The following is a 21,842-nucleotide window of genomic DNA, read 5'->3' on the forward strand; positions in this document are numbered from 1 at the left end:
GTGGTTCTGATTCGAGGCTAACCCTCGGCGGGTCGCGGCCCTGTGATTGCAGTGCCGATGCGAAGGTGTGTCGCGCCGGCAGCGATGGCCTCCACGAAATCCCCGGTCATCCCGGCGGAGATCCAGTCGGCATCGGGGGCGATCGCCCGCAGCCGGGAGGCGTAGTCATGCACGCGCGCGAAGGCCGCAGCCGGCTCCTCGCCCAACGGCGCGACCGCCATCACTCCGCGCAGGCGCAGCGTGGGCAGTGCCAGAACGTGCTCGGCGAGACGCTCGAGCTCACCCGGAGCCACGCCGCCCCGGCCGGGGTCGTCGGTGAGGTTGACCTGCAGCAGCACGTCGAGGGGGCCGTCGCCGGCGGCGCGGTCGAACGCATCGGCGATGCGGGCACGGTCGACCGAATGCACGACCTGCGCCGCCCGGCGGATCTGCGCGGCTTTGTTCGTCTGCGCCTGCCCGATGAAGTGCCAGCGCAGTTCCTCGGATCCCGGCACCTGAGCCTCTCGAAGGAGACTCGACTTGGCCGAGAGCTCCTGCTGGCGGTTCTCGCCGACGTCCCGGACGCCGAGATCGTACAGCTCCTGGACCAGCGACGCGGGATGGAACTTGGTCACGACGATGCGGGTGATGTCGCCCGGGTCGCGTCCGGCGCGCCGCGCGGCGTCCGCGATCGCTGCATCGATCGCGGACAGCCGCTCGGCGACGCTCAGCTCACGCTGAGCGTTCACTCTGAGCCCGTCGAAGGGTCACTTGAGGAACTCGGGGATGTCGAGGTCGCTCTCGTCGAAGGCAGGCTCGATGCTCGTGTGCACCGGAGGGATCGACGGCACGGTCACCGGGGCGGTCTCGCGCGGCGCCTCATCGGCGGCCGTCTCCTCGGCCTCCTCGGTCGCGGTCTTCTCCGCAGCCGCCGGAGCGGAGGTGCGCGAGAAGATCTGCGGGTCCAGGCGCAGCGTCGGCTCACCGCTGTCGAAGCCCGCCGCGATCACGGTCACGCGGACCTCGTCGCCGAGCGTGTCGTCGATGACCGTTCCGAAGATGATGTTCGCCTCGGGGTGCGCGGCCTCCTTCACGAGGTCGGCCGCGTCGTGGATCTCGAAGATGCCGAGGTTCGATCCGCCCTGGATCGACAGCAGCACGCCGTGCGCGCCCTCGATCGACGCCTCAAGGAGGGGCGATTCGACGGCCAGCTCCGCAGCCTTGATCGCACGATCCGCACCGCGTGCGGATCCGATGCCCATGAGCGCGGATCCCGCGCCCTGCATGACCGACTTGACGTCGTTGAAGTCGAGGTTGATGAGACCGGGAGTGGTGATCAGGTCGGTGATGCCCTGCACACCGGCGAGGAGGACCTGGTCGGCGGTCGCGAACGCCTCGATCATGGAGATGCCGCGGTCGCTGATCTCGAGGAGGCGGTCATTGGGCACCACGATGAGGGTGTCGACCTCTTCCTTCAGCTTCGCCACACCGGCGTCCGCCTGGCTCTGACGGCGGCGCCCCTCGAAGGAGAACGGCTTGGTCACGACGCCGATGGTCAGCGCTCCGATCGACTTGGCGATCCGCGCCACGATGGGGGCGCCGCCCGTTCCGGTGCCACCGCCCTCGCCCGCGGTCACGAACACCATGTCCGCGCCGGTCAGCGCCTGCTCGATCTCCTCCGCGTGGTCCTCGGCGGCACGACGGCCGACCTCGGGATCCGCTCCGGCACCGAGGCCGCGGGTCAGGTCGCGGCCGACGTCGAGCTTGACGTCGGCGTCGCTCATGAGCAGCGCCTGCGCATCGGTGTTGATGGCGATGAACTCGACGCCTCGCAGGCCGAGCTCGATCATGCGGTTGACAGCGTTGACGCCACCACCGCCGACACCGACGACCTTGATCACGGCGAGGTAGTTCTGGTTCTGGCTCATCCCGTCCTCCGATGTATTTCGAGCCTCGAGCCGAGGGCAACCTTAAACCTCAAGCAGAAGGTTAAAGTATTTCCCGGTATTGCTTTCTCTGGATCGAAGGTAAGCGGCGCAGGGCGCGCAGACACCAAGCGACACGCGACTCCGCGCGATCGTTTCGGATATTCGTGCTCAGCCGACGACGCCGACGCCCGGAGAGGAGACGTCGTAGCTCGACGCCCCGGGCTTCGCCTTCATCAGGGCCTGCAGCGCCAGGGTCTTCTCGGCCGACTGGTCAGCGCTCCCCCAGACGATCTTCGCGCCGCCGGTCAGCTGCAGCACGATGTCGTCCGGGGTGGATGCAGCCGCGCTGTCGACCTGCGCCCTGAGCTCCGCCGGGAGCGTGCGCAGCGCGGTGCCGACGGCGGAGAACGCGGCCGTGCCGGTGCCGCCGCCGGTCTCGATCAGGGCGTAGCCCGCCGGTCGGTCCTCCGAAGTGGACAGCACGACGCCCGCCGCGTCGACGACGGTGAAGCGCCCGTCGCTCTGCTGCAGGACCCCGACCGGCGTGCGCTCCACGATCCGCACCACCAGGTCGTGCGGCGGATGCGCCTCGAGCCGGTAGGTCTCGATGAGCGGGAACCGCACGAGCGCCGCCTTGACCGCGCTCGAGTCGACCAGCGCGAGCGGACGGCCGAGCTGCCCGGCCAGAGCCTTCTGGACCTCCGCCGGCTTGAGCGCGCCCGTGGCGCCCTCGACGGTGATCGTCTGCACGGCGAACAGCGGGCTGTAAGCGGCGCCGACACTGCCGCCGACGACGAGCAGCGCGACCGCGGCACCGACGATCCAGCCGATCCGACGGCGGCGGGACCGCTGCGTGAAGCGCCGGATCTCGCTGCGCAGGGCCCGGCGGCGCGCGCGTGGCCCGCCACAGGTCCAGAGCGGTCAGCGACCCTTCGGCCGGCGCTCCGGCGCCTTCGTCGTCCTCGGCCGACGCCACGCGCGTCGCGCTCGGCCCCGTATCGCGGCCGAGCGGGACCGGTCCTGCGCCCTCGTGCCGGCTGGCCTCCTCGGCCGTCCCCGCAGCGCCCTGCCCGTCGACCGCCGGCATCGCTCCGCGGCCGGAGCGCTCCGGCTCGGTGACGCGGAGGTCGTCGCGCGCGGGAGGCGGCGCGGAGACGGGGATCGCGGACGGCCGGCGCACGATCAGCCCTCGGCGGTGGCGCGCAGCGCGTCCAGCACCTGCGGGATGATCTGGTAGACGTTGCCGCAGCCGAGCGTGATCACGTAGTCGCCGTCGCGCGCCACCGTCGCCGTGTAGTCGGCGGCCTGCTGCCAGTCCGCGACGTAGTGCACGTTGCGCGGGTCGGCGAATGCGCCGCTGACCAGCTCGCCGGTGACCCCGGGCACGGGATCCTCGCGGGCGCCGTAGACGTCGAGCATCACGGTGTGGTCGGCGTAGGTCTCCAGCACCTCGGCGAACTCGCGGTACATGTGCTGGGTGCGCGAGTAGGTGTGCGGCTGCTGGATCGCGATGATGCGTCCGTCGCCGACGATCGTGCGCATGGCCTCGAGCGCGGCGCGCACCTCGGTCGGATGGTGCGAGTAGTCGTCGTAGACGCTCACGCCGCGCTCCACCCCGTGCAGCTCGAGGCGGCGCACCGTGCCCGCGAAGCCCTGCACCGCATGAGCGGCGTCGGCCAGCGGGTAGCCGAGCGTGGTGAGCACGGCGACGGCGCCCGCGGCGTTGATCGCGTTGTGCACGCCGGGCACCCTCAGCTGCATGCGCGCGGACTCGCCGCGCATGGTCAGGGTCGCGGCGACGGGTCCGTCCGTCGCCACGTCGGTGATCCGCAGATCGGCGTCCTCCGCGAACCCGAAGGAGATCACGTTCGGGTGGGTGATCCCGGCCCGGACGCGCAGGGCGCCGGGGTCGTCGCTGGAGATGACGACGGCGTCGCGGGCACCGTTCGCGAAGGTGACGAACGCGTCGTGGAAGGCCTCGTCGGATCCGTAGTGGTCCAGATGATCGGGGTCCACGTTCGTGATCAGCGCGACCGAGGTGTCGTACAGCAGGAACGTGCCGTCGGACTCGTCGGCCTCGATGACGAACAGGTCGTCGGCGCCGGAGGAGCTGGAGGTGCCGAGCTGCTCGATCACGCCGCCGTTGACGAAGTTGGGATCGGCCCCGAGCTCGCGCAGCGCGATGACGATCATGCCGGTCGAGCTGGTCTTGCCATGCGCCCCCGCGACGGAGACGAGGCGACGTCCGCCGATCAGCCAGTGCAGCGCCTGGGAGCGGTGGATCACGTGCAGGCCGCGCTCCTTCGCGAGCACGAACTCCGGATTCTCGGGCCAGATGGCGCCCGTGTGCACGACGGTGTCGGCATCGCCCAGGTGCGCCGCGTCGTGTCCGACATGGACGTCGGCGCCGAGGGCGGCGAGGGCCCGCAGGTTCGCGCTGTCGGCGCGGTCGCTGCCGGAGACGCGGATGCCCCGGTCGAGGAACATGCGGGCGAGACCCGACATGCCGGAGCCGCCGATGCCGATGAAATGCGCGGCGGTGATGTCTTCGGGGATCGGCAGGGAGAGGTCGGGTCTGATCATGGCTCTTTCGTCCTTACGGGCTGAATCATCCTAAGTCGGGGAGGGCCGGACACGGCCCTGGCTCGCCGCCTCGGCGGCCTCCGCGGCCGGCGGAGCGGCGCTCAGCGCGACAGTGCGCGGTCGGCGAGGGCGATGAGATCCTCGGTCCCGGTGCGGGAGCCGACGTGCTCCGCAGCCTCGCGCATGGCGGCGCGTCGCGGGGCGTCCTGCAGCAGCGGCACGATCTCGCTGCGGACGCTGTCCGGGGTGAGCCGGGCGTCGTCGATGAGGAGCGCCGCGCCGGCGTCGACGGCCGCTGCGGCGTTGAGGCGCTGCTCGCCGTTGCCGACCGCGTAGGGCACGTAGACCGCCGGGATGCCGAGGGCGCTGATCTCGCTGACGGTGGCCGAGCCGGAGCGGCACAGCACGAGATCCGCCAGGGCGAACGCCATGTCCATGCGGTCCAGGTAGCGGCGCAGCGCATACCCCGGGACGCCGGGATCGGACATGTCCGAGCGATCGCCGGTCGCATGCAGGAGCTGCCACCCCGCATCGAGGATGTCCTGCCAGGATCCGGCGATCGCCTCGTTCAGCCGCTGCGCGCCCAGGGAGCCGCCGAACACGAGCAGCACGGGACGCGACGGGTCCAGCCCGAACTCCGCGGCCGCCTCCGCGCGCATCCGCGCCCGGTCCAGGTCGACGATCTCGCGGCGCAGCGGCATCCCGACGACCTCCGCACCACGCAGCGGCGTGCCCGGGAAGGCGACGCCCACCCCGGCCGCAGAGCGGGCGCCCAGCACGTTGGCCATGCCCGGGCGGGCGTTGGCCTCGTGCACGACGAACGGCACGCCCTCCCGGCGTGCAGCGACGTACGCGGGGGCCGAGGCGTACCCGCCGAAGCCGATGACCTCGTCGACGCCGTGCTCGCGGATGTAGGCGCGCACCCGCTTCACGGCGCGGGCGAAGCGCACGGGGAACGCGAGGGCGGCGCCGTTCGGGCGTCGAGGGAACGGCACCTTGTCGACGATGAGCAGCTCATAGCCGCGCTGCGGGACGAGCCGCGACTCCAGGCCCTCCCGGGTGCCGAGCACCAGCACGCCGGTCTCGGGATCGCGGGCGCGCAGGCCGTCGGCGACGGCGAGCAGCGGATTGACGTGACCGGCGGTCCCGCCGCCGGCCAGAAGGTACGTGGTCACTTCAGGAGCGTACCGGACCGGCCTGGACGGAGCTCGGCGCGGGCGCCGGCAGCGTGCGCGCGAACGACAGCAGCACACCGCAGGCCAGCAGCACCGACAGCAGCGAGGTGCCGCCCTGGGACATGAATGGCAGCGGCACGCCCAGAACCGGGAAGACGCGGAGGACGACGCCGATGTTGATGAGCGCCTGGGAGAGGATCCACACCACGATGCCGCCGGAGGTGACCCGCACGAAGAGGTCGTCGGTCCTGCGGATCATGCGGAACACCGCCACGGCGAACAGCACGAACAGGGCGAGCACGAGCGCGCAGCCGATCAGCCCCAGCTCCTCCCCCACGATCGCGAAGATGTAGTCGTTGGATGCGGCCGGCAGCCAGCCGTACTTCTCCCGCGAGTTGCCGAGGCCGAGACCGAAGATGCCGCCGTTGGCCATGCCCCAGATCGCATGCACCTGCTGGTAGCACGTGGTGAGGTAGCAGCTGGTGTCGTTGGAATCGTCGAACACTCCGAGGATCAGGGCGCGCCGCCGCTCGTCGGCGAAAGCGAACCCGAGCACCGCGACCAGCGAGATCAGCAGCGGGAGGATGAAGATCCGCAGCCGCACCCCGGAGAAGAACAGCGCGCCGAGGATGACGAGGAACAGGATCATCGACGTGCCCAGGTCCTTGCCGCCGAGCACCGCGGCGATGGCGAGGAAGCCGACCGGGATAAGGGGGATGAACACGTGCTTCCATCGCCCCAGCAGCTCCTGCTTGCGCCACAGGATGAACCCGGCCCACACCGCGAGGGCGAGCTTGATGAACTCGGAGGGCTGGACGACCTGTCCCGCGATCCGCAGCCAGTTCGTGTTGCCGTCGTTCTCATACCCGAGGGGCGTGTAGACGAGCATCTGCAGGCCCACGGCGCCTATGAGGACGAGCCACGCGGTGCGCTTCCAGAACATGACGGGGAAACGGCTCATCAGGAACATGAGGGGGATCCCGATCGCCGCGACGAGAGCCTGGGTCATCACGATCGCGAAGGGGTCCTGCCCGCCCTCCACCGCGTTCGCGCTGGACGCCGACAGGATCATCACGAGTCCGAACACCGTCAGCAGCAGCGACGTCGACGCGATCAGGGCGAACTCGGTGGACACGGGCCGGAAGACCCGGCCGAGCCTCACCCGGGCGGCGAGCCCGTCGACGCGCGGCTCAGGCGCCGGCGTCGGGCGTGCTCCCACCTGTGTCACCGGCATTCCCCTGTTCGATCCACTGCCGCACCGCCTCGGCGAAGCGGTGACCGCGATCCGCGTAGCTGGCGAACTGATCGAAGGACGCCGCCGCGGGAGCGAGGAGCACGGTGTCCCCGTCCTGCGCGATGCCTGCCGCCAGTTCGACCACGCGGGTCATGACCTCTTCAGTGTCGCCGGGGACGACCTCCACCACCTGCACCGCGGGCGCGTGTCGTGCGAACGCCTCGAGCAGGTGGCTCCGGTCGGCGCCGATCACGAGCGCCGCACGGGCCGTCGCGCCGGCGCCCGCCACGAGCTCGGACAGGTCCACGCCCTTCAGGTCCCCGCCGACGATCCAGATCGCGCCGGGGAACGCCCGCAGGGACGACTGCGCCGCGTGCGGGTTGGTGGCCTTCGAGTCGTCGACCCAGGTGATGCCGTCAGCACGGGCGACGACCTGGATGCGGTGCGCGTCCAGCCGGAAGCCGTCGAGCGCGCGGGCGATGGACGCGGGCTCGACGCCGAGCGATCGCGACAGCGCCGCCGCGGCGAGGATGTTCTGCACGATGTGCGGCGCGTCCAGGCCGTGCGCGGCGAGGTCGGCCACGGTCGTGAGCTCGAGCGCGCTGTGGCGACGGTCGTCGAGGAAGGCGCGGTCGGCGAGGATCCCCTCGACGATCCCGAGATCGCTCGGACCGGGGACGCCGAGTCCGAAACCGATCGCCCGGGCGCCCTCGATCACGTCGGCATCCTCGACCATGCGCTGGGTCGCAGCATCGGCCTTGTTGTAGACGCAGGCGACGCGGGTGTTGCGGTACACCAGGGCCTTCGCCTGGCGGTACGCCTCTGCGCTGCCGTGCCAGACGAGGTGGTCGTCGGCGAGGTTGAGGCAGGTCGCGGCCCACGGCACCGGCTGCGCCGCGGGGTCGGTGAGCCCCAGGTACCAGAGCTGATGGCTGGAGAGCTCGACCACGAGCACGTCGAAGCCGCCCTGGTCGCGCACCGCATCGAGCACCGGCACGCCGATGTTGCCGCACGGCGCGGCCCGCAGCCCTCCGGCGACGAGCATGGTGGCGGTCAGCTGCGTGGTGGTGGTCTTGCCGTTGGTGCCGGTGATGAACACCCATTCCGCGGCGGTGCCGTCGGCGCGGAGCACCTTGTCGCGCACGCGCCAGGCGAGCTCCACGTCGCCCCAGAGCGGGATAGACTGCGCCCGGGTCCATGCGATCACCGGATGGGCCGGCGAGAAGCCGGGCGAGGCGATGACCACCTCGGGCGCGAACTCCTGCAGTCGCGCCGGCACGGATCCGAGATCCCCGATCCACAGCTGGGCGCCGATCAGCGGCACGAGCCGCTCGTACTCCTCGGTCGCGCTCTCGGAGAGGACCAGCACGTCGGCGCCGAGCTCGGCGAGGGTGTCGGCCACGGAGAAGCCGGTCACCGACAGTCCGAGCACAGCGACCCGCAGGCCCCGCCAGTCGGCGTGCCAGCTGGTCAGGGAATCGAGATCACGCGTCATGAGCTGGTCAGCCTCAGCCACTCGACGTAGAACAGTCCGAACGCCGAGACCGAGAGCAGGCCGGCGATGATCCACATCCGCACCACGATCGTCGCCTCGGGCCAGCCGCGCATCTCCAGGTGGTGGTGGAACGGGCTCTGCAGGAACAGCCGCTTGCCGCGGGTGAGCTTGAAGTAGGTCAGCTGCACGATCACGGATCCGGACGCGATGATGAACACGCCCGCGAGCAGCACCAGCAGCAGCTCGGTGCGGGTGAGGATCGCGAGCGCCGTGATCACGCCGCCGATCGACATGGATCCGACATCGCCCATGAAGACCTTGGCCTTGGGCGCGTTCCACCAGAGGAACCCGATGAGCGCTCCCACGAACGACGCCGAGATGACGGCGAGATCGAACGGGTGCGCCACGCTGTAGCAGCCGGCGAGCGACGAAGGCGACAGCGACTCGGCGGCGCAGGACTGCTTGAACTGCCAGAACGAGATGAGGCTGTACGCGCCGATGACGAACACCGCGCACCCGGCGGCGAGGCCGTCGAGGCCGTCGGTGAGGTTCACGCTGTTCGACGTCGCGATGCCGATCACCGAGATCCAGAGCAGGTACAGCAGCCAGCCGACGATCGGGCCGAGCGCGAACAGGGAAAGCACCGGGATGTCCCGGAAGAGCGAGATGAATCCGCTCGCCGGGGTGTTGCCCGTGGAACTGCGCACCAGGAGGGCGACCACGCCGAACGGCACCATGACCAGCACCTGTCCGAGGATCTTGCGCCAGCCGGAGAGACCGGCGCTCTGCTGCTGGCGCAGCTTCATGTGGTCGTCGATGAACCCGACGACGCCGAAGCCGACCATCAGCCAGATCACGAGCAGGCCGGACGCCGTCGGGTAGCTGCCCCCGGTGAAGGTGCCGATGCCGTAGCCGATGATCGTGCCGAGGATGAAGATGACGCCGCCCATGGTGGGGGTGCCGCGCTTGGCCTGGTGGCTCGGGTTGGCGATGGACTCCGGCGTGCGGATGACCTGTCCCCAGCCCCATTTCCGGAACAGCCGGAGGAACACCGGCGTGAGCAGGAGAGTGAACGCGAGGGAGATCGCGGCGGCGGTCAGCAGAGATCTCACGAGAACGATTCTCCCAGACGATCTCCGAGGAACCGGAGCCCGGCGGAATTGGACGACTTCACGAGCACCCGGTCGCCGGGACGCAGCTCCGTCTTCAGGTACTCGAAGGCGGCGTCGGCGTCGGGCAGATGCACGGCCTCCCCGTCCCAGGAGCCCTCACCCACGGCGGCGAGGTACAGACGGCGCGCCTCGGCGCCCACGACGACGATGCGCTGGATGTTGAGGCGCACCGCGAGCAGACCGATGCGGTCGTGCTCGTCGCCGGCCGTCTCGCCGAGCTCGCTCATGGCGCCCAGCACGGCGACCGTGCGCTCCCCGGGACCGGTGATCTGCGCCAGGGTGCGCAGGGCGGCGGCCATCGAGTCGGGGCTCGCGTTGTACGCGTCGTTGATGATGCGCACGTCGGCGCCGCCCATGGGCTGCATGCGCCACCGCTCGGCGAGCTGCACGGTCTCCAGGCGGGCGATCGCCTCGGCCGGCGCGACGCCCAGGGCGCGCGTCGCGGCGATGGCGGCAATGGCGTTGTTCACGTGGTGAGCGCCGAGCACCTGCAGCCGCAGCGGCAGCGCCTGACCGTCCACGTGCACGATGCACGAGGTGCCCGACGCGGTGACGTCGATGCCGGCGGCGCGGACCTCGGCTGCGGGTCCCTGCCCGAACCCGACGATCCGCAGGCCCCGCTGCTCGGCGAGGGGCGCCATGCCCGCGACGCGCGCGTCGTCGAGGTTCAGCACCGCCGTGCCGCCGGGGGCCGCGGCCTCGACGAGCTCCGCCTTGGCCCGGGCCGTCTCCTCGATGCCGCCGAATCCGCCGGCGTGGGCGAGGCCGACCATGAGCTCGATCACGACATCGGGGTGCACGAGACCGGCGAGGCGCGCGATCTCGCCCGGGGCGCTCGCGCCGAACTCGCACACCAGGAAGCGCGTGCCGTCGGTGATGCGCAGCATGGTGAGCGGCGCGCCCACCTCGTTGTTGTAGGACGCGATCGGGGCGATGGTCTCGCCCTCGTCCTGGAGGATCCGCGCGAGGAAGTTCTTCGTCGTCGTCTTGCCGTTGGATCCGGTCACGCCGACGATCCTGAGGTCTCCTGCGGCGCGCACACGCGCGACGACGGCCCGGGCGAGCTCGGCGATCGCGTCGATCACGTCGGCGACGACGATCTGGGAGATCTCCTCGTCGACGGGGTGCTCGACGATCGCGAGGACGGCGCCGTTCTCCATCGCGGCGCCGACGAATCGGTGCCCGTCGGTGTGCTCTCCGGGCTTGGCGACGAAGATGCCGCCGGCGGACATCTGCCGCGAGTCGGTGTCGACGACACCGGAGACGATCGATGCGGGATCGTGACCTGTCGCGAGGCGCAGGTCACCTCCGACGATCTCGGCGATCTCCGCGAGGGACAGAGCGATCATGGGGAAGGGTCCTCCCAGGCGGTGCCGCCCGGTCTCAGCCGATGGCGGTCATTGTGCGTACTTGGGCAGCAGCGGTTCCATGGGGGTGGTGGAGGGCTGCACGCGATAGGTCTTCAACACCTGCGTCATGGCCTTCTGGAAGGCCGGCGCGGTGGCCGCAGACGACGTTACCCTAGTCGGCTCGTCGAGGGTGACCGCGACGACGTACTTCGGGGCCTCCGCCGGGGCGTAGCCCATCATGCTGGTGAAGTAGATCCCCTCCTTGTACGCGCCCGTCTGCGGGTCCGGTTTCTCCGCCGTGCCCGTCTTGATGGCGACGCGGTAGCCCGGGATCTTGATCTGCGCGGCCACGGGGTCGTCCTGCACCGCCACGTTCTCGAGCATGCGGCTGAGCTCGGCGTCGACGCTCTCGCTGAGCACCCGCTGCGGCTTGGCCGCGGGGGGCGTCGTCACCTTGCCGTCGCCCGAGGTGCAGGACTCGACCAGCGAGAGCGGCACCTTCACGCCGCCGTTGGCGATGGTCTGATAGACGCTGGCCATCTGCGGCGCCGTGACCGTGTAGTACTGGCCGAAGGTCGTCGTGTAGTGCGACTGCGGGTCCCAGTCCGTGACCGGATGGATGATGCCGGACGCCTCGCCGGGGAAGTCGATCGCCGTCTTGCTGCCGAGACCGAACTTCACGAACTCGTCGTAGCGCTGCTGATCGCTGACCATGTCGCCGAACTTCGACAGCGCGACGTTCGACGAGTCGATGAGCGCGCCCGCGAGCGTGTAGTCGTAGGCGGGGTGCTCGAAGGCGTCGTTGATGACGGCGCCGTTCGGGAAGTCCTCGTGGCTGGACGCGGTCACCGTGGTCGAGGGGGTGACGCCGGCCTGCTCCATGACGGCGGCGGCGGTAAGCGCCTTTCCGGTCGAGCCCGGCTCGAAGCTCGTGCTGAAGATGCGCGAGCCGCGATCGGCCGGGTCCGAGGCGCCGGGGTCGTTGGGGTCGACACTCGGGTACTCCGCCGCGGCACGGATCTTGCCCGTGCCGACCTCGACGACCGTGACGGTGCCTGCCTTGGCTCCCTGGGCCTTGACCTCCTCGGAGATCATCTGCTGCAGGTACCACTGCAACTCGGTGTTGATCGTGAGCTTCACGGTGCCGCCGTCGACGGCGGGTGTCTCGCTCTGGCTGCCCGGGATGACGACGCCGTCCTTGCCGACGAGGTAGCTCTCCTTGCCCTTGGTGGCGCTCAGGCACTGGTTCTGCGCCTCTTCGAGGCCCTCCTTGTCGCCATTGCCGGCGATGAAGCCGATGAGGTTGCCGGCGACGGCGCCGTTCGGGTACACCCGAACGGACCGCGGCAACGGCCAGAGGTAGGCCAGGTCGAGCGCGCGGAGCTTGAGGAACTGGTCGGTGCTGAGCCCGCGCTTCAGCATCACGTACTGCGATTCCGGATTCGCCTTCAGCGCATCCGCGACCTCCTTGCGCACCGCATCGCCGCTCTCGCCGATGATGGCCGCGATCTTGTCAGAGGCCTCCGCCCACGGCAGCTTCGGCTTGGTCTTCGCCTCCTGCAGCTGCGTCATCGTGTACGGATCCATCTGCAGGTCGTAGACGAGCTGGCTCTCGGCGAGCACGGTGCCGTTGGCGTCGACGATCTTCCCCCGGGCCCCGTCGATCTCCCGCGTGCTTCCGAGGCTCCACTTCACCGACTGCTGGACGGTGGCGGATGCGCTGAGCACCTGCACGTCGACGAGGCGCACCAGGAAGCCGCACATCACGGCGAGGATCACGGCGAGGGCGAGGACGGTCCGCCGACGCGGCGTCCGGCTGGCTCGGGACTTCATCGGATCTCCGTCCGGGACTCGCGGTCGGTCATCGTGTCGGTGTCGTGCGTCGGATGCTCATGTCAGCGGATGGTCGGCGTCGGCAGGCCCTCGGCCGTGGGCGGGGCGACCGTCTGCGCAGGAGTCTGATCCTGTCCCTTCGGTTCTACGCCCCCGCCGCCGGCGGCGTGCGCGGTGGCAGGCGGTGTGTCGCGAATGAGCGCGTTCGGGACGCCGTCGGCTCCGGCGGGGTTCACCGTGGACGCCCACGGCGCGGATCCCTGCGCGCCGATCACGCTTCCGTCGCTGAGGCGCAGGTAGCTCGCGCTGCCGCCCACCACGAGGCCGAGCTTCGAGGCCGCGGTGGCGAGCGCCTGCGGCGAGCTGATGCCGTCGAGATCCTGCGCCGCTGCCTGCGCCTGCCAGGTCAGCTGCTTGTTCTGCTGAGTGAGCTTGGCGACGACGAAGGAGTCCTGGGTGGTCGCGATCGTGAGCGCGATCTGCGCACCTGCGATGAGGGCGGCGCCCGCCAGGGCGACCACGGCGTACATCATCCGCGGACGGCGACGACGTGCCGGCCGTTCCACCGCGCGCAGGTGACGGGAGGGCAGCGCCTCCTCAATGCGGGGCTGCTGCAGGGCGTTCTGTGCCAGGCTCATCGCGCGGCGCTCCTCTGATCGTCTCTCACACGTTCGGCGGCCCGCAGGCGCACCGGGATGGCGCGCGGGTTGGCGGCGCGCTCGGCCTCGTCGGCCAGTTCGGCGCCCTTGGTCAGCGTCCGGAAGCGCGGCGCATGCTCCGGCAGCTCCACCGGAAGCCCGGCCGGCGCGGTGGAGGCGGAAGCCGCCGCGAACGCCTGCTTGACGAGCCGGTCCTCGAGCGACTGGTAGGACATCACGACGATGCGACCGCCGAGCGTGAGCGCCCCCATCGCGGCGGGGATGGCATCGGCGAGCACGTTCAGCTCGCGATTCACCTCGATCCGCAGCGCCTGGAACACCCGCTTGGCCGGGTGACCGGCCCGCTGCACGGCGGCCGGCGTCGCCTCCTGCAGCACCTCCACCAGCCGGCCGGAGCGCTCGAGCGGCGCCTGCGCCCTGGCCTGCACGATCGCACGGGCGTAGCGGCCCGCGAGCTTCTCCTCGCCGTAGCGCTCGAAGATGCGGCGCAGCTGGCCCTCGCTGTACGTCGCGAGGACCTCGGCGGCGGTGACCCCGCTCGACTGGTCCATGCGCATGTCCAGCGGGGCGTCCTTGGCGTACGCGAAGCCGCGCTCCGCCTCGTCCAGCTGCAGCGACGAGACCCCGAGGTCGAACAGGATCCCGGATGCTCCCTTGGCGTGCTCGCCGATCGCGTCGTAGACGGTGTGCACGAGCGTCACCCGGTCGCCGAAGCGGGAGAGCCGCTCCCCCGCGATCCGCAGGGCGTCGGTGTCGCGGTCGAGTCCGACGAGGCGGATGTTCGGCAGGCGCTCGAGGAACGCCTCGGCGTGCCCGCCCATGCCGAGCGTGGCGTCGACGAGGATCGCGCCGTCGTGCTGCAAGGCGGGCGCGAGCAGCTCGACGCAGCGATCGAGCATCACCGGGGTGTGGATGCGACGGATGTCCATGGCTCCTTCGGCCCTGCGGTCCCTGGCCCTGATCCCCATCCGCTCGACCCGGCACCGGGGAAGGTGCGCCGGGGCGGGAGCGGCTGGGAGTCACAGCCAGGGCCCGTTCAGAACAGGCCGGGGATCACCTCCTCCTCGAGCTCGGCGAAGGCGTCTTCGTGTCCTTCGGCGTACGCGTTCCACGCCGCCGCGTCCCAGATCTCGGCGTGCGCGCCGACACCCGTGACGATGAGCTCCTTGCCCAGACCGGCGTAGGCGCGCAGATGAGCGGGGATGGTGATGCGGTTCTGGCTGTCCGGCATCTCGGCGCTCGCGCCGGACAGGAACATCCGCAGGAAGGCCCGAGCCTCCTTGTTCGCCAGGGGCGCCTGACGGATGCGCTCGTGCACGCTCTCGAACTCGGAGGTGCTGAACACGTAGAGGCAGCGGTCCTGGCCGCGGGTGACCACGACGCCGCCGGCGAGATCCTCGCGGAACTTGGCGGGGAGGATCACACGGCCCTTGTCGTCGAGCTTGGGGGAATGCGTGCCGAGCAACATGCGCCTCTCCCCCTTTCGCCGCCGTTTCCTCCACTTTACTCCACTTCCCTCCATTTCGATACACATTTGTGCTCCGAGGAGAGGTTTCGCGGGCATGAAGAAGGCCCCGGTCCCGCGGAAATCCGGGGAACAGGGGCCAGTGGAGGAAGGTGGAGGGCGGTGTGGGGGAAAAGGGAGTCCCGGGGAGGCCGAAGCGTCCGGACCAGACCGAGGGCCCGGTCGCCGAAGCGTCCCGGGCCCTCAGAAGGTCATGCCGAGGAGGTCAGCGCTCCTCGTGGCGGCGGTCCCAGCGATCGTTCATGCGATCCATGAACGACGGAGACGGCTCTTTCGAACTCGTCCGGCTCGCCGTCTCGCGGTCTCCTCCGCGCCGCACGGGCGTGAGCGCGAGCATCAGTCCGCCGAGCATCGCCGCGAACGCGACGACGCCGATGATGATCCCGCCGATGTTGCCGACCACGACGCCCACGATCAGGCCGCCGACGCCGGCCAGCAGCAGCACGGCTCCGTAGATGAGATTGCGATAGCTGAGCGCGCGGTCTCCGGCGTGCGCGGAAACGACATCGGCGTCGTTCTGCATGAGATGGCGTTCCATCTCGTCGAGCAGGCGCTGCTCCTGTTCGGAGAGTGGCATTTCGTCCCCCTCGGGTGGTCTTGTCACAAGTCTACGCGCGTGAGGATGCGTCGGGGTAGGGATTCCGCTGGGAGTTGCGCATCATGTCGCCCGGGAGACGCCCGCGCCCGCGCCATGCCGCTCGGTAGGCTGATCGCGTGGCATCCTCCTCCGCTGTGATCGATCAGGTCTCCGCCCGACTCGAGGCGTTCGTCCTCCGGATGCGCCAGGAGATCGCTGACTACGGACCTGATGCGGCGGCCTTCGTCTCCTCCGCCGAGGAGACCCTGCGCGGCGGCAAGCGGCTGCGTGCCCGGTTCTGCCACGCCGGATGGGCGTCCGTCGCGGGACTCGGCGGTGCCGACGCGGAGCCCGCTGCGCTGTGGGATGCGTGCGCCGCGCTCGAGGTGTTCCAGTCCGCCGCGCTCGTGCACGACGATCTGATCGACAACTCCGACACGCGTCGCGGCCGCCCCTCCGCGCATCGCGCTCTCGAGGCGTCCCACGTCGAGCAGGGCTGGAGCGGCAGCGCGGTCGACTTCGGCCGTGCGGCAGCCGTCCTCCTCGGCGACCTCCTCGTGGCGTGGAGCGACGATCTGCTCGAGGCGGGGATCGCGGCGAGTCCCCACGCCGACGCGGTGCGCACCGAGTACGCGCGGATGCGGCGGGATGTGACGATCGGGCAGTTCCTCGACATCGCCGAGGAGTCCGCGTGGAGCGTGAATGACGACGACGGCCACGCCGAGCGCGCACTGCGGGTGGTGTCCCTCAAGGCCGCGCGGTACAGCGTCGAGCAGCCTCTGTTGATCGGGGCGGCGATCGCCGGTGCCGACGAAGCACAGCAGGCCGCCTTGCGCGCGTTCGGCCACCCCCTCGGCATGGCCTTCCAGCTGCGCGATGACCTGCTCGGCGTCTTCGGCGATGAGCGCATCACCGGCAAGCCCGCCGGAGACGATCTGCGCGAGGGCAAGCGCACGCTGCTCATCGCCTGGACGCGCCAGGCGCTGGCTCCGCAGGGACGGCGCGTCGTCGACGAGCTGCTGGGCGACCCGCTGCTCACGGCGGACCAGATCGCGAGCCTGCAGGCGATCATCGTCGAGTCGGGCGCCCTGCACCGCATGGAGGAGCTCATCACCGAGTACGCCGCAGCCGGGGAAGCAGCCCTCCAGGGCGCGCCCCTCGACGCCGGAGCACTCGACCTCCTGCGCGGGCTCGCCCACGACGCGACGCAGCGCACCGCCTGACCGGCGGCAGCTCCGGTGCCGGATCAGGCGAGAGTGCGCGCGATGCGCCGAACCTCGCTCTTGTAACCGTCGCGCAGAGCGGCGATCGGCGAGCGGCCGATCGACTCCTCGTCGGCGAGCAGCCAGTCGATGACCTCGTCATCGCTGAATCCGGCGTCCTTGAGGACGATGATCGTGCCGCGCAGCGATCCGAGCGGATGGCCGTCCTTGAGGAAGAGCGCGGGGACGGCGAGGGCGCCATTGCGCCGGGATCCGACCAGGTGCTGCTCGTCGAAGAGTCGATGCACACGGCCGAGCGGCTCTCCGAGGATCTCGACGAGGTCGGGGAGGGTCAGCCATTCGACGTCGGGGGTCGGGGTTTCGGTTTCAGACACCCTGCAATGTTCTCATCCCCGTCACATGCGGACGCGGTCGTGCGCCCGCTGCGCACGCATTCACTTCTGTCACATTGATCACTCCTGTTGACTTGAGCGCACTTCCGTGCCAGCGTCGAAGGGCCGACGCGCACTGCTGCACACCGGCGTAGACGTCTGAATCGGGGGATCCATGACGACCGCAACCACCGCGCGCCGGGCGCTCGGCGTCGCCGCGCGCCGGGCGCTCGGCGTCGCCGCACCGACCGCACTGCTGACCGCTGTGGCGAGTGCGCTCGTCGCGACGCCCGCGCAGGCGCACACGCCCGCGCACAGCGCGCTGCCGCCGCTCACCGCACTGCCGACGGGCGCGGCACTGGCGGCGCTCGTCGCGAGAAGCGTCCCGGCCGAGGTCGCGCCGCCCACCGAGTACACGGTGCAAGCCGGGGACACCCTCTGGGACATCGCCCGGGCGCACGGCACGACCGTCGCCGCCCTCTACGCCGCGAACGGCCTGGGCGCGGACTCGATCATCCACCCGGGGCAGGTGCTCTCTCTCGGCGGAACCGCTCCCTCCCCGGCGCCGGCGGAGGCTGCAGCACCCGCTGCAGACACCGCAGCCGGCGGGTACGAGGTGGTCGCCGGCGACACCCTCTGGTCGATCGCGCAGCAGCACGGCCTGACCCTGGCCCAGCTCTTCGCGGCGAACGGCCTGTCCCCCGACTCGATCATCTACCCGGGCCAGACGCTGCGCTTCTCAGCACCGCCACCGCCTCCGGCACCGGCACCCGCCGCCGCGGCTGCCCCGGTCGTCGACACCTACACCGCCCCGCAGGTCGTGCTCACGGACGAGCAGGCCGGGAACGCGCGACTGATCATCCGGATCGGGCGCGAACTCGGCGTGCCGGATCACGGGATCGCGATCGCCCTGGCGACGGCCATGGTCGAGTCCGGACTCACCAACGCGCCGGCCGGGGACCGCGATTCGATCGGGCTCTTCCAGCAGCGCCCGAGCACCGGCTGGGGCACGCCCGCGCAGATCGCCGACCCGTCCTACGCCGCCCGGGCGTTCTTCGCCGGCACTGCACACACCAACGGGCTGCTGGACATCCGCGGCTGGCAGGGCATGGGCTTCGGCGACGCCGCGCAGGAGGTGCAGATCTCGGCCTTCCCCGCTCGCTACGCGCTGTGGCAGCCGCAGGCCGAGGCCTGGCTCGCAGCCCTGGGCTGAGCGGGCCTCCACGGCCGACGAGCCCACGACGGCGCAGCACGAGCCGGATGCGGACGACGGATACGGGCGCCCACGCGAGCCGTTGCCCGGGCTCTCAGCCAGATCTCCCTAGACTCTTGTCGTGACGACCAGCCAACAAGCCGACCCCCTGATCGGGCGGCTCGTCGACGGTCGCTACCGTGTCCGCGCTCGCATCGCACGGGGCGGCATGGCCACCGTCTACGTCGCGACCGACCTGCGTCTGGAGCGTCGGATCGCGCTGAAGGTCATGCACGGGCACCTCAGCGACGACACGGTGTTCCAGAGCCGCTTCATCCAGGAGGCACGGGCGGCCGCACGCCTCGCCGATCCGCATGTCGTGAACGTGTTCGACCAGGGCCAGGACGGCGAGCTGGCGTATCTCGTCATGGAGTATCTCCCCGGGATCACGCTGCGCGAGCTGATGCGGGAACAGCGCCGACTGACGATCCCGCAGACGATCACGATCATGGACGCCGTGCTGTCGGGGCTCGCCGCGGCGCATCGCGCCGGCATCGTGCACCGGGACGTCAAGCCCGAGAACGTGCTGCTGGCGGAGGACGGCCGGATCAAGATCGGCGATTTCGGTCTCGCCCGTGCGACCACCGCGAACACCGCATCCGGGGCGCAGCTGATGGGCACCATCGCCTATCTGGCGCCCGAGCTCGTCACCCGGGGCACGGCGGACGCCCGCAGCGACATCTACGCGCTCGGCATCATGCTCTACGAGATGCTGACCGGCGAGCAGCCGTACAAGGGCGAGCAGCCGATGCAGATCGCGTTCCAGCACGCCACCGATTCGGTGCCGCGTCCGAGCGTGCGCAACCCCGCCGTGCCGGAGCAGCTCGACGAGCTCGTGCTGTGGGCGACCGAGAAGACCCCGGACGAGCGCCCGAACGACGCTCAGGAGATGCTCGACCGGCTGCGTGCGATCGAGCGCGAGCTGGGCGTCTCCCCCGCCCCCGCCACGACGACGGCCAAGACGGTGGCGCTGCCCCTGCGCGACACCGCGGATCAGACGATGGTGCTGCCGGGCGGCACCGCCCCGACTGCGCCCACGACGGTCGCCGAGGCGCCGCTGGACAACGCGACGCTGCTGCGCCGCCGCACCGCGCAGCGTCGTTCCCGCGGCGCGCTGCTGCTCGTGCTCGTGCTGCTGCTGGCCGTGCTGGCCGGAGGTGCGGGCTGGTGGTTCGGATCCGGTCCGGGATCCAAGCTGTCGGTGCCCGACGTCGCGGGCAAGACCTGGGACGTCGCCTCCGCGATCATCACGAAGGACGGGATGACCCCGGTGCAGGGCAGCGAGAATTCGCTGAACGTGCCGGCGGGTCAGGCCATCCGGACAGATCCCGCCGAGGGCACCCGCGTCGACAAGAAGGCCAAGGTCACCGTGATGATCTCGGCCGGTCCTGCCAAGCATGACCTCCCCAAGCTCGACGAGCTGACCGAGGATCAGGCGAAGAAGGCGCTGCAGCCGTTCCACCTGAACCTCGAGAAGTCCGTGGAGCTGTTCTCGCGTGCCGACCGCGGCATCGTGATCAACGCCGAGGTCACCCCGCGCTCGGGCGCGGCCGGATACGAGTGCGGCGAGGGCTGCAGCATCTTCGAGGGCGACAAGATCCGCCTCCTCGTCTCCCTCGGCCCTGTGCCCGACGTGTCCGGCATGACGGTCGACGACGCCACCGGCAAGCTCACCGCGGTGGGGCTCAAGGTCAATCCGCAGTCCAACGAGGAGTTCAGCGACTCCGTGCCGAAGGATCGCGTGATCGGCTACGCCGACCGCGACGGCGGCGGCAACTGGCGCCCCGGCGACACCATCACGCTGACGGTCTCCAAGGGTCAGGAGATGATCGACATCCCCGACGTCAAGGACATGACCGTCCGCGACGCCGTGGCCGCCCTCCAGGCCAAGGGGTTCGACGTCAACGCGGGCATCGACGACAACCCGCTGCCGCTCGGCGGCGGCTACTGGGACATCTACCACGTGAAGAGCTACAAGCCGAAGGGCAGCGCGCCTAAGGGCTCGACCATCACCCTCACGCCGGGCCTCTGAGCTCCGCCGCGCCGGCCGACGCCGGAGACGACGGAGGCCCGGAACCGCACGTCGCGGGCCCGGGCCTCCGGAGAAGGCGGTGCGTCAGCGCTTCTCGAGCTCCTCGGCCACGAGGAAGGCCAGCTCGAGCGACTGCATGTGGTTCAGGCGCGGGTCGCACAGCGACTCGTACCGGGTCGCCAGCGCGGCCTCGTCGATCTGCTCGGATCCCCCGAGGCACTCCGTGACGTCGTCTCCGGTGAGCTCGACGTGGATGCCGCCGGGGAACGTGCCCACCGCACGGTGCGCCTCGAAGAAGCCGCGCACCTCCTCGACCACGTCGTCGAACCGACGCGTCTTGTATCCGGTGGGGGTCGTGATGCCGTTGCCGTGCATGGGGTCGGTCACCCACAGCGGCTGGGCTCCGGAGTCCTTCACGGCCTGCAGCAGCGGCGGCAGCGCCTCGCGGATCTTGCCGGCGCCCATGCGCGTGATGAAGGTCAGGCGCCCCGGCTCGCGGTTCGGGTCGAGCTTGTCGATCAGCGCCAGCGCGGTGTCCAGGCTGGTCGTGGGGCCGAGCTTGACGCCGATGGGATTGCGGATCTTGGCGAAGTAGTCGACGTGCGCGCCGTCGAGCTCGCGCGTGCGCTCGCCGATCCAGAGGAAATGCGCCGACGTGTTGTACGGCGTGAGCGTGCGGGAGTCGATGCGCGTCATCGGGCGCTCGTAGTCCATGAGCAGGCCCTCGTGCCCGGTGAAGAACTCCACGCGCCGCAGCTCGTCGAAGTCGGCGCCGGCGGCCTCCATGAACTTGATCGCGCGGTCGATCTCGGCGGCCATGCGCTCGTAGCGCTGGTTCGCGGGGTTCTGCGCGAAGCCCTTGTTCCAGGAGTGCACCTCACGGAGGTCGGCGAAACCGCCCTGGGTGAATGCGCGGATGAGGTTCAGCGTCGAGGCGGCCGTGTGGTAGCCCTGCAGCAGCCGCGAGGGGTTCGCCTCACGGGAGCCCTCGGTGAAGTCGTAGCCGTTCACGATGTCGCCGCGGTATGCGGGCAGGGTGACCTCGCCGCGCGTCTCCGTGTCGCTCGAGCGGGGCTTGGCGAACTGACCCGCCATGCGCCCCATCTTCACGACGGGCATCGACGCACCGTAGGTGAGCACGACGGCCATCTGCAGCACGGTCTTGATCCGGTTGCGGATCTGGTCGGCGGTGGCGCCTGCGAAGGTCTCGGCGCAGTCGCCGCCCTGCAGCAGGAACGCCTTGCCGCTCGCGGCCCGGGCGAGGCGCTCGCGGAGGATGTCCACCTCACCGGCGAACACGAGGGGCGGGAGTGCCGCGATCTGCGCGGAGACCTCGGCGACGCGCTCGGCGTCGGGCCACTGCGGCTGCTGCTTGATCGGGAGGGCACGCCACGAGTCGAGATCGAGAGGCTGAGGCATCCCCCCATCCTAGGGTGCCGCGGAGGGTGCCGATCT

19 protein-coding genes are annotated in these 21,842 nt (G+C 70.5%); 3 read left to right on the top strand and 16 right to left on the bottom strand.

The window, feature by feature from the left end; all coding sequences use genetic code 11:
- Positions 1 to 17: 17 nt before the first annotated feature.
- The 14 genes from ACYQ1L_RS12270 to ACYQ1L_RS12335 all read right to left on the bottom strand — a co-directional run bounded on the left by ACYQ1L_RS12270 (position 18) and on the right by ACYQ1L_RS12335 (position 15,509).
- Complete coding sequence (locus tag ACYQ1L_RS12270; RefSeq protein ID WP_460005814.1) at positions 18 to 710, bottom strand: YggS family pyridoxal phosphate-dependent enzyme; 693 nt, start codon at positions 708 to 710, stop codon at positions 18 to 20.
- A 36-nt stretch (positions 711 to 746) separates the two neighbouring features.
- Positions 747 to 1,907, bottom strand: coding sequence for a cell division protein FtsZ (ftsZ, locus tag ACYQ1L_RS12275; protein WP_460004389.1), 1,161 nt, complete (start codon positions 1,905 to 1,907; stop codon positions 747 to 749).
- A 168-nt stretch (positions 1,908 to 2,075) separates the two neighbouring features.
- Positions 2,076 to 2,657: a cell division protein FtsQ/DivIB gene (locus ACYQ1L_RS12280; RefSeq protein ID WP_460004390.1), complete on the bottom strand. Its 582-nt coding sequence runs from the start codon at positions 2,655 to 2,657 to the stop codon at positions 2,076 to 2,078.
- Positions 2,658 to 3,089: 432 nt separating this feature from the next.
- Entirely contained in the window at positions 3,090 to 4,490 is a 1,401-nt protein-coding gene (gene murC, locus ACYQ1L_RS12285; protein WP_460004391.1) for a UDP-N-acetylmuramate--L-alanine ligase, read from the bottom strand.
- Between the two features lie 101 nt (positions 4,491 to 4,591).
- Positions 4,592 to 5,665 carry a UDP-N-acetylglucosamine--N-acetylmuramyl-(pentapeptide) pyrophosphoryl-undecaprenol N-acetylglucosamine transferase gene (locus ACYQ1L_RS12290; RefSeq protein WP_460004392.1) on the bottom strand — a complete coding sequence of 358 codons (1,074 nt, stop codon included), beginning with the start codon at positions 5,663 to 5,665 and terminating at the stop codon, positions 4,592 to 4,594.
- 1 nt (position 5,666) lies between these two features.
- On the bottom strand, positions 5,667 to 6,899 hold the full coding sequence (locus ACYQ1L_RS12295) for a peptidoglycan glycosyltransferase FtsW (protein ID WP_460004393.1): 1,233 nt from the start codon (positions 6,897 to 6,899) through the stop codon (positions 5,667 to 5,669).
- Positions 6,856 to 8,394 carry a UDP-N-acetylmuramoyl-L-alanine--D-glutamate ligase gene (gene murD, locus ACYQ1L_RS12300; protein ID WP_460004394.1) on the bottom strand — a complete coding sequence of 513 codons (1,539 nt, stop codon included), beginning with the start codon at positions 8,392 to 8,394 and terminating at the stop codon, positions 6,856 to 6,858. The genes ACYQ1L_RS12295 and murD overlap by 44 nt, the downstream gene beginning before the upstream one ends.
- Positions 8,391 to 9,506, bottom strand: a complete 1,116-nt coding sequence (mraY, locus tag ACYQ1L_RS12305; RefSeq protein WP_460004395.1) for a phospho-N-acetylmuramoyl-pentapeptide-transferase — start codon at positions 9,504 to 9,506, stop codon at positions 8,391 to 8,393. The genes murD and mraY overlap by 4 nt, the downstream gene beginning before the upstream one ends.
- Positions 9,503 to 10,915: a UDP-N-acetylmuramoyl-tripeptide--D-alanyl-D-alanine ligase gene (locus ACYQ1L_RS12310; RefSeq protein WP_460004396.1), complete on the bottom strand. Its 1,413-nt coding sequence runs from the start codon at positions 10,913 to 10,915 to the stop codon at positions 9,503 to 9,505. Before ACYQ1L_RS12310 ends, mraY begins: the two co-directional genes overlap by 4 nt.
- 48 nt (positions 10,916 to 10,963) lie before the next feature.
- Positions 10,964 to 12,748, bottom strand: a complete 1,785-nt coding sequence (locus tag ACYQ1L_RS12315) for a peptidoglycan D,D-transpeptidase FtsI family protein (protein WP_460004397.1) — start codon at positions 12,746 to 12,748, stop codon at positions 10,964 to 10,966.
- 62 nt (positions 12,749 to 12,810) lie between these two features.
- Positions 12,811 to 13,386 (bottom strand): cell division protein FtsL, encoded by a 576-nt coding sequence (ftsL, locus tag ACYQ1L_RS12320; RefSeq protein WP_460004398.1) that lies wholly within the window; start codon positions 13,384 to 13,386, stop codon positions 12,811 to 12,813.
- The gene (rsmH, locus tag ACYQ1L_RS12325; protein ID WP_460004399.1) at positions 13,383 to 14,336 is read right to left on the bottom strand and encodes a 16S rRNA (cytosine(1402)-N(4))-methyltransferase RsmH; all 954 of its coding nucleotides are present in this window, start codon (positions 14,334 to 14,336) and stop codon (positions 13,383 to 13,385) included. Before rsmH ends, ftsL begins: the two co-directional genes overlap by 4 nt.
- Positions 14,337 to 14,443: 107 nt before the next feature.
- Positions 14,444 to 14,875, bottom strand: a complete 432-nt coding sequence (gene mraZ / locus ACYQ1L_RS12330; RefSeq protein ID WP_159575661.1) for a division/cell wall cluster transcriptional repressor MraZ — start codon at positions 14,873 to 14,875, stop codon at positions 14,444 to 14,446.
- A gap of 262 nt (positions 14,876 to 15,137) precedes the next feature.
- Positions 15,138 to 15,509 carry a DUF3040 domain-containing protein gene (locus tag ACYQ1L_RS12335; protein WP_460004400.1) on the bottom strand — a complete coding sequence of 124 codons (372 nt, stop codon included), beginning with the start codon at positions 15,507 to 15,509 and terminating at the stop codon, positions 15,138 to 15,140.
- Positions 15,510 to 15,646: 137 nt separating this feature from the next.
- Here ACYQ1L_RS12335 and ACYQ1L_RS12340 point away from each other — a divergent pair, with 137 nt between their 5' ends.
- Entirely contained in the window at positions 15,647 to 16,732 is a 1,086-nt protein-coding gene (locus tag ACYQ1L_RS12340; protein WP_460004401.1) for a polyprenyl synthetase family protein, read from the top strand.
- 23 nt (positions 16,733 to 16,755) lie between these two features.
- Here the strand turns inward: ACYQ1L_RS12340 and ACYQ1L_RS12345 are convergent, their stop codons facing one another.
- On the bottom strand, positions 16,756 to 17,106 hold the full coding sequence (locus ACYQ1L_RS12345) for an Rv2175c family DNA-binding protein (RefSeq protein ID WP_460004402.1): 351 nt from the start codon (positions 17,104 to 17,106) through the stop codon (positions 16,756 to 16,758).
- A gap of 172 nt (positions 17,107 to 17,278) precedes the next feature.
- Between ACYQ1L_RS12345 and ACYQ1L_RS12350 the strand changes: the two genes are divergently transcribed.
- Positions 17,279 to 18,316: a LysM peptidoglycan-binding domain-containing protein gene (locus ACYQ1L_RS12350; protein WP_460004403.1), complete on the top strand. Its 1,038-nt coding sequence runs from the start codon at positions 17,279 to 17,281 to the stop codon at positions 18,314 to 18,316.
- Between the two features lie 121 nt (positions 18,317 to 18,437).
- Positions 18,438 to 20,387 carry a Stk1 family PASTA domain-containing Ser/Thr kinase gene (gene pknB, locus ACYQ1L_RS12355; protein WP_460004404.1) on the top strand — a complete coding sequence of 650 codons (1,950 nt, stop codon included), beginning with the start codon at positions 18,438 to 18,440 and terminating at the stop codon, positions 20,385 to 20,387.
- Positions 20,388 to 20,471: 84 nt separating this feature from the next.
- Here the strand turns inward: pknB and ACYQ1L_RS12360 are convergent, their stop codons facing one another.
- Positions 20,472 to 21,806 (bottom strand): class II 3-deoxy-7-phosphoheptulonate synthase, encoded by a 1,335-nt coding sequence (locus ACYQ1L_RS12360; RefSeq protein WP_460004405.1) that lies wholly within the window; start codon positions 21,804 to 21,806, stop codon positions 20,472 to 20,474.
- Positions 21,807 to 21,842 lie beyond the last annotated feature (36 nt).

This window comes from Microbacterium xylanilyticum, from assembly GCF_054654695.1.

Bases quoted from the DNA above. Each gene is read 5' to 3' on its own strand.
- murC (WP_460004391.1), bottom strand. From the start codon at position 4,490: ATGATCAGACCCGACCTCTCCCTGCCGATCCCCGAAGACATCACCGCC.
- ACYQ1L_RS12310 (WP_460004396.1), bottom strand. From the start codon at position 10,915: ATGATCGCTCTGTCCCTCGCGGAGATCGCCGAGATCGTCGGAGGTGAC.
- ftsZ (WP_460004389.1), bottom strand. From the start codon at position 1,907: ATGAGCCAGAACCAGAACTACCTCGCCGTGATCAAGGTCGTCGGTGTC.
- ACYQ1L_RS12295 (WP_460004393.1), bottom strand. From the start codon at position 6,899: ATGCCGGTGACACAGGTGGGAGCACGCCCGACGCCGGCGCCTGAGCCG.
- ACYQ1L_RS12335 (WP_460004400.1), bottom strand. From the start codon at position 15,509: ATGCCACTCTCCGAACAGGAGCAGCGCCTGCTCGACGAGATGGAACGC.
- ftsL (WP_460004398.1), bottom strand. From the start codon at position 13,386: ATGAGCCTGGCACAGAACGCCCTGCAGCAGCCCCGCATTGAGGAGGCG.
- ACYQ1L_RS12360 (WP_460004405.1), bottom strand. From the start codon at position 21,806: ATGCCTCAGCCTCTCGATCTCGACTCGTGGCGTGCCCTCCCGATCAAG.
- ACYQ1L_RS12315 (WP_460004397.1), bottom strand. From the start codon at position 12,748: ATGAAGTCCCGAGCCAGCCGGACGCCGCGTCGGCGGACCGTCCTCGCC.
- rsmH (WP_460004399.1), bottom strand. From the start codon at position 14,336: ATGGACATCCGTCGCATCCACACCCCGGTGATGCTCGATCGCTGCGTC.
- ACYQ1L_RS12350 (WP_460004403.1), top strand. From the start codon at position 17,279: ATGACGACCGCAACCACCGCGCGCCGGGCGCTCGGCGTCGCCGCGCGC.
- mraZ (WP_159575661.1), bottom strand. From the start codon at position 14,875: ATGTTGCTCGGCACGCATTCCCCCAAGCTCGACGACAAGGGCCGTGTG.
- murD (WP_460004394.1), bottom strand. From the start codon at position 8,394: ATGACGCGTGATCTCGATTCCCTGACCAGCTGGCACGCCGACTGGCGG.